1 protein-coding gene is annotated in these 419 nt (G+C 65.9%); it reads right to left on the reverse strand.

The features are described 5' to 3' along the window. On the reverse strand, window positions 1-419 hold a 419-nt coding region (locus tag J4G38_RS24745; RefSeq protein WP_226163828.1), incomplete at both ends, for a hypothetical protein.

Consider the following 419-nt stretch of genomic DNA (forward strand, 5'->3'; position numbering starts at 1 on the left):
GCTGGCATCGCCGGCCAACCGCAACCGGGTGCACTGGCCGGGGAAAAACCCGGCGTCAGTGACGCCCAGCAGCCGAAATACGTTGGCCTCGCTGTCGGCGAGTGTTTTGGGAATGAAGTAGGATTGCCCCAGCGTTAATGGCACGCCCCGTAAAAACCCGCTCCCGGATTGGGCCGGCAACGCTGCTTCCTGCACGTTGTTGGTGACGCCAAAATACGCCAGCTGCGTCACCAGCCAGCCAGCCAGCCCCAGGTTGGCGATGGCGCTGGCCTTGTCCTGTAGGTCGCTCAGGTTGTTGGCCTTGCTTAACAATAGCCCGGCCACGGCTTGCACGAACGCGGTGGTGGCCAGGCGCGTGCTGTTGGTGCCGGCGGCGGGGGTGGGGGCGGTCGGGGTGCCAGTCAGGGCGGCACTGGCCA

Source organism: Hymenobacter terricola, from assembly GCF_017921975.2.
Lineage (GTDB): Bacteria > Bacteroidota > Bacteroidia > Cytophagales > Hymenobacteraceae > Hymenobacter > Hymenobacter terricola.